This is a genomic window from Citromicrobium bathyomarinum, from assembly GCF_038594485.1.
Taxonomy (GTDB): Bacteria; Pseudomonadota; Alphaproteobacteria; order Sphingomonadales; family Sphingomonadaceae; genus Alteriqipengyuania; species Alteriqipengyuania bathyomarina_A.
Map to the genome: position 1 here is coordinate 62,220 of NZ_JBCFZG010000007.1, position 6,000 is coordinate 68,219.

A 6,000-nucleotide genomic window follows, 5' to 3' on the forward strand; every position below is an offset into this window, starting at 1 on the left:
TCGGCAAGTTTCCGCGCGAGGCACTATCGGTAAAGTCGCATACCGTTAGAGGCTTCGTGAGCGGCACTTCCTGGCCGCTGACCATGAAAGGGCGTTTCCACCCCCACCATCCATTGGCGGGCTGGAAGCGCCCTTTTCATTTCTGCCATTCCCAATTCGCGTGGGCGCGATAAAACCTCTGTATCAACTGGACGAGGAAATCAGCGGATGTCGTTTCTTTCGGTAGGAGTCGGCGCGGTGCTGGCACTGGCGCTTCAGGCATCGGGCAGCACGACGAACGTCGAGACCGACGCCGGTGCCGTTGCGGACGTCTGCATCTCGCTCGCAACGCCAGACACCGAAGGTATGAGCGAGGATGAGTGGAAGGCGTTCATCGGCTGCATTTTCAGGGAAACAGCGGCACAGATCGATCCGCAACTGCCGATGAAGCTTGACGACACCACGTCCATTGTCGCGATCTCCGCGACCGGCGCCCGGCTCAATTACACCTATGTGGTGAACCGGGCGGCGAGCGATTTTTCCCCCTCGCAGAAGGAATATATCGCGACGAGTGCCCGAAAGAGTGTGTGCGGGGACCCCGACATGCTCGCGACGCTGAACCGCGGCGGTTCCTATTTCTATCGCTGGCTCGACCGGTCGGGCGCGGTTCTCCAGACCGCGCTGATCGACAGGTGCTGAGTTGAGGGCCCGGGCTTGCCGCGAGCCCGAACCGACCGGCTCAGCGCCGCCGGATCTCGACCCGCTCGCTCGACTGGGCACCGTCGAACCGATCGCCTGCAAAGGCATCGCCTGCAATGCGCGAGAGGAGGAAGTCGGTCACAAGATCGATCGCCTCGTCGTATCCAGCCTCTTCCCCGTAGACGAAGGAATGGTCCGAACCGTCGACCACCAGCAGCGTGTTGTCGCCAGCAGGCAGGGCATCGAACTGGGCGATCTGCACCGCAGGGTCCCCCGCGAAGGGCTGCGCGACATCCCTGGGCCCGGTGATCGTCAACGTCGGCACCGCAACGGGGTCAAGCGCGCCGGGTGTCGCGGTCAGCCCGGGAATCGGGCCGGGCGAGGAGAACATCACCACTGCCTTCATCGCCGGGACACGCGCGTGGAGCATCGAATCGAGCGCACCGCCCGCCATCAGCGCGATCAGCGAGCCATAGCTGTGCCCGACGCCGCCTAGCGGAAGGTCCGGATACTGCTGCCGCGCGTAGGCGGACACCGCCTGCAATTCGGCCATGCGGCTCATGAAGGCGGCCTGCAGGTCCTGCCGCTCCGCCTCGGGGATCAGGAGCGAGTCGGCGTGCAGCGGCGCGAGCACGGTGAGCCCGGCCTTTTGCAGCGCGCCGATCAGCGGCATCAGGCGTTCGGGGGAAGAACCTGCACCATGCGAAAGGAAGATCACCGCAGCGGGCTCTCCTACAGCATCGAAAACCGAGACATCGACCGTGCGCCCCGCGACTTCGAGATCGACATGGCGGGCTGCCGGAGGTGTGGGCGCAACCATTGCGGGCGGTTCGGCGGCCATCGGCGTGGCGCAAGCCTGCAAGGCGAATGAACCGAACAGCACAAGCAGAAACGAACCCAAGGATTTCATCTATTTGCCCTCCAGCAGGATTGCCGAGCGCTATTCGCTTTGCGAGAGACGCACAATCATTATCGAGGATTGGTGAGGAGGGCCTTCGATGTTCTTCGAGACAACGGGAGGCGCAACTTTCCAAAAGTTTTTCGGCTTAATCGTGAAATTTTTCGCGAAAGGTCTTGCCCCCGGCGGCGCTCGGGCATAACCGCCTGCGCCAAGGAGACTTACGCTTTATGGCCGACGCGCCGATGATCGATTTCGCCCACCTGCCCCACCCCGCCCCTGTGCCGTCCGAAACGCGCGACGAAGCGCTGGCGGACCCCGGCTTCGGATCGGTCTTCACCGATCACATGGTGACGATCGCCTTCGACGCCGCCCGCGTCGAACGCGGAGAGGGTGGCTGGCACGACGCGCAGCTCCGCCCGCGCGAAGCCATCCCGCTCGATCCGGCGGCCGCCGTGCTGCACTACGCGCAGGAAATCTTCGAAGGGATGAAGGCCTACCGCTGGGAGGATGATTCCGTCGCGCTGTTCCGGCCCGAACAGAACGCTCGCCGCCTCAACGCGAGCGCGCGCCGAATGGCGATGCCCGAACTGCCCGAGGAGCTGTTTCTCGAATCGATCCGCCAGCTGGTCGCGAAGGATCGCGACTGGATGCCCACAATCGAAGGCGGATCGCTCTACCTGCGCCCCTTCATGTTCGCGACCGAGGCGTTCCTGGGTGTGCGTCCGGCACGCGAATACCTCTACTGCCTGATCGCCAGCCCGGTCGGCAGCTATTTCAAGTCGGGCGTGAAGCCGGTCGACGTGTGGGTCAGCCGCGATCACACCCGCGCGGCCCCCGGCGGCACCGGTGCGGCGAAGACCGGCGGCAACTACGCCGCCAGCCTCGTTCCGCTGGCCGAAGGGACGAAACAGGGCTGCCAGCAGACCGTCTTCCTCGATGCAGTCGACAAGAAGTGGATCGAGGAACTGGGCGGCATGAACCTGTTCTTCGTCTTTGCCGACGGCAGCGCGATCACCCCGCCGCTGACCGGCACGATCCTGCCCGGTATCACCCGCGACAGCCTGATCCAGATGCTGCGCGACGAAGGGCTGCAGGTGCGCGAGGAGCCCTATTCGATCGACCAGTGGCACGCCGATGCGGCCAAAGGCGATCTGATCGAGACCTTTGCCTGCGGCACCGCGGCGGTCGTCACCCCCGTGGGCAGCGTCAACGGGCCGGACGGGAAGTTCACCATCGGCAGCGGCGGCACCGGCCAGCTGACGCAGAAGATGCGCGACAAGCTGGTCGGCATCCAGATGGGCACCGCGCCCGATCCGCACGGCTGGGTGATGAAGCTGGATTGACGCACGCGCTCCGGCGACTGGCGCTGCGACAGGAGCCGATGCACCGCGCCCGGCGATGGCGCGCCCTACGCTCGTGACGCCGGGCGGCAGCCGTCCTGTGACGCCGCAGCATCCGGGGCGTGGCCTGCCAGCCGCACGCGGTTGCGGCCTGACTCCTTCGCCTCGTACAGCGCGCTGTCGGCGCGCGCGACAAGGTCCCCCGGGGCCGTGTCTGCGCCCTCGCGGATGGCGACCCCGATACTCAGCGTGACCGGAACCTTCGCACCCTGACCGGTGGGCACGGGGCGACCCTCGACCGCCTGCCGCACCGTCTCCGCCAGCGCCAGGGCGTGCGCGGCATCGCACCGTTCGACCAGCGCGATGAATTCTTCCCCGCCATAGCGCGCAACGGTGCATTCAAGTGACGCGAAATGCCTTTCCAGCTGGGCCGCAATTTGCCGCAGCGCACGATCGCCAGCGAGATGTCCGTGACTATCGTTGAAGTGCTTGAACCGGTCGACGTCGATCATCATCACCGCCAGGCCGTCGCCGCGCTTTATCGAATCCTCCAGCGCTGACCCGAATATGCGCTGGAAATAGCGGCGATTGGGCAGCCCGGTCAGGTCGTCGCGGTGCGAAAGCTCGCGCAGCTGCGCGTTCGCAGCAACCAGCCGTTCGGAGACGAAGCGACTGCGCAGGTCGGACAGGAAGGCGCGGTCCTTCATCCGGTCGGTCCGGATCGGCAGCGCGAGCGCGACCAGCATCGTCGCCGTCAGGTAGGCCAGCAGCGCCCGGCTTTCGCCGCTCACGGGCGGGGACAGGGGCAGCATTGCCCAGACCGTCCACATCCCGGCCAGCGACAGGCCGACCATCATGCTCAGCATTCCAGCGCGCAGCGGCAGCACCGCGGTCGCCATGAGGACGATCAGCGCCGCCCCCATCAGGTAAGAGGACATCTCCGCTCCGCCCTGAAACGTACCCAGGAAGGTCGCGACGGTGGCGAAGCAGGCGGGCGGCACGATCGAGACGAGGCGGCGGATCGGCCAGCTGCACCGCAATGCGGCGTAGATCGCGAGCAGGTAGGCGGGCACCACGATACCCACCCGCAGGACCAGCCCGGCAGCAAAGGTCCGCGACCCGACCGAGTAGTCGAGCGGAACGCACAGCAGCACGGCGACGAGGCCGAGCGCGTTGATGAAGGCGAGATCCTGCCGCCCGCGCAGCGGCAGCTCGGCGTGCCACAGCGCGCGCAGCGGCGCGGGCCACTTGCGCATCGGCAGGCCGTTTTTCGCCGCGTGCTCCACCATGCTTTCGACATCGGGCGCGTGCACAGCGGGCGGGAAATGCGACTCTTGCTTCACGCCACCCGCCATAACGCAAGGTGGTTAATACACCCCCACCGTCGGCGACGAGCGCGCTACAGCCGAGAGCGCACGAGGAAGCGTTTCGTGAAGGTTTCGCTCGGCCGCAAAACCAGGATCGAAACGCCTGCCACCGCGATGCTCCCGCCGACCAGCAGCGGTATGCCGACCGGGTCGCCCGTCAACCATGCGCCCAGCGCCACGGTCATCAGCGGATGCAGCAGGGTGAACGGCACCACCAGATTGGCGTCGTGATCCTTCAGCGCGTTGAAGTAGATCGTATGCGCGTAGACCGAAACGACGAGCCCGGCGAAAATCAGGCAGCCGAGCACCTGCAACGGATGCGTGGTCAGCGGCGCGACCAGCCCGCGCTCTGTCGCCAGCGCGAAGGGTAGCAGGACCACGAAAGAGGCGAGCGCGGACCATGCCTGAAGCGGCTTGCCCCCGACGTCGATCTTCTTGACATAGACCGACCCCAGCGCACCCACGAGGCACGACAGCCCGATCCAGCCGAGCCCCGCCGAACTCTGGAGGCCCGAGGGCGAGGAGATCGCGATGACCACCCCTGCAATCGCCAGCGCGATGCCGAGGCCGCGCCGCCAGCCCACATCCTCACCCAGCAGCACGATCGCCAGCAGCACCGTCATCGGCGCGCCCGACAGGCTGACGATCCCGGCGGTCGACGGGTTGGCATGCGAAAGCCCGATGGCGAACAGCGCGAACGACCCGCCCCCGATCGCCAGCCCGACGGCGGCGACCACGGGCCAGTTGCGGGGCAGCGGCCGGAGCAGGCGGGCCAGCACGACGAGTGTCAGCAGCGCCCGCAGCGCGGCATAGAACAGCGGCGGCATCCCCAGATCGTCCACCGCGACCTTGCTGACCACGACATTGAGCGCCCACAGCAGGTTGACGAGGACGAGCAGCGCGATCGTCTTTGCCGGCACGCCGCTATCCTCGCGTATCGGGTACGTGTGTCTCCAGCTCGGCAAGCCAGACGTCGGCGACCGCATCGCTCGGCGCGCGCCAGTCGCCGCGCGGGCTCAGCGCACCGCCCATCGAAACCTTGGGGCCGTTGGGCATTGCGCTCCGTTTGAACTGGCTGAACCCGAAGAACCTGCGGCAGAACACCGCCAGCCATTTGCGGATCGTCGGCAGGTCGTAGGCGCGCTTCGCATCTTCGGGGAAGCCCTGCGGCCAGCGCCCCTCGCTCGCGTCGCGCCAGGCGTGCCACGCGAGGAAGGCGACGTGGCTCGGCGACTGTCCGTAGCGGGCGATGTGATGGAGGAAGAAATCGTGCAGCGCGTAGGGCCCGATATGGTCCTCGGTGCTCTGGATCGCGCCGTCTTCGCCCGCCGGAACAAGCTCGGGGCTGATTTCGGTGTCGAGGACGTCTTCCAGCACGGCATGGAGCGCGCTGTCGAACTGCCCAGTCTCGATCATCCAGCGCATCAGGTACTGGATCAGCGTCTTAGGCACGCCCGAGTTGACGACGTAATGGCTCATCTGGTCGCCCACGCCATAGGTGCACCAGCCCAGCGCGAGTTCGGAAAGGTCCCCGGTGCCGATCACGAAGCCGCCGTGGTGGCCCGCGAGGCGGAACAGATAATCGGTGCGCAGACCTGCCTGCACGTTCTCGAACGTGGTGTCGTACACCTTCTCGCCATCGGCGAACGGATGCCCGATGTCCGCCAGCATGCGCTCGGCTGCCGGGGTAATGTCAATCGTATCGGCGGTGATA

The 6,000-nt window shown here is 66.3% G+C and carries 5 protein-coding genes and 1 pseudogene; 2 read left to right on the plus strand and 4 right to left on the minus strand.

Features of this window, described 5'->3' with window-relative positions:
* The first annotated feature begins 207 nt into the window (after window positions 1-207).
* Window positions 208-678, plus strand: a complete 471-nt coding sequence (locus AAG591_RS12765) for a hypothetical protein (protein ID WP_342531744.1) — start codon at window positions 208-210, stop codon at window positions 676-678.
* 40 nt (window positions 679-718) lie between these two features.
* Here AAG591_RS12765 and AAG591_RS12770 read toward each other — a convergent pair whose 3' ends face one another.
* The gene (locus AAG591_RS12770; protein ID WP_342531745.1) at window positions 719-1,519 is read right to left on the minus strand and encodes an alpha/beta hydrolase; all 801 of its coding nucleotides are present in this window, start codon (window positions 1,517-1,519) and stop codon (window positions 719-721) included.
* A gap of 287 nt (window positions 1,520-1,806) precedes the next feature.
* Between AAG591_RS12770 and AAG591_RS12775 the strand changes: the two genes are divergently transcribed.
* A complete protein-coding gene (locus tag AAG591_RS12775) occupies window positions 1,807-2,922 on the plus strand; it encodes a branched-chain amino acid aminotransferase (protein WP_342531746.1) in 1,116 nt (371 codons plus the stop codon).
* Between the two features lie 65 nt (window positions 2,923-2,987).
* On the opposite strand, the gene AAG591_RS12780 is transcribed toward AAG591_RS12775, so the two are convergent.
* The 3 genes and pseudogenes from AAG591_RS12780 to nadE form a co-directional block, all read right to left on the minus strand.
* On the minus strand, window positions 2,988-4,262 hold the full coding sequence (locus AAG591_RS12780) for a GGDEF domain-containing protein (protein WP_342531747.1): 1,275 nt from the start codon (window positions 4,260-4,262) through the stop codon (window positions 2,988-2,990).
* A gap of 56 nt (window positions 4,263-4,318) precedes the next feature.
* Complete coding sequence (locus tag AAG591_RS12785; RefSeq protein ID WP_342531748.1) at window positions 4,319-5,206, minus strand: DMT family transporter; 888 nt, start codon at window positions 5,204-5,206, stop codon at window positions 4,319-4,321.
* 4 nt (window positions 5,207-5,210) lie between these two features.
* Window positions 5,211-6,000: pseudogene (gene nadE / locus AAG591_RS12790) on the minus strand (NAD(+) synthase); the annotation flags it as partial.

What these genes read in the sequence shown, in the direction of transcription:
- AAG591_RS12765 (WP_342531744.1), top strand. Translation starts at nt 208, where the DNA reads ATGTCGTTTCTTTCGGTAGGAGTCGGCGCGGTGCTGGCACTGGCGCTT.
- AAG591_RS12770 (WP_342531745.1), bottom strand. Translation starts at nt 1,519, where the DNA reads ATGGCCGCCGAACCGCCCGCAATGGTTGCGCCCACACCTCCGGCAGCC.
- AAG591_RS12775 (WP_342531746.1), top strand. Translation starts at nt 1,807, where the DNA reads ATGGCCGACGCGCCGATGATCGATTTCGCCCACCTGCCCCACCCCGCC.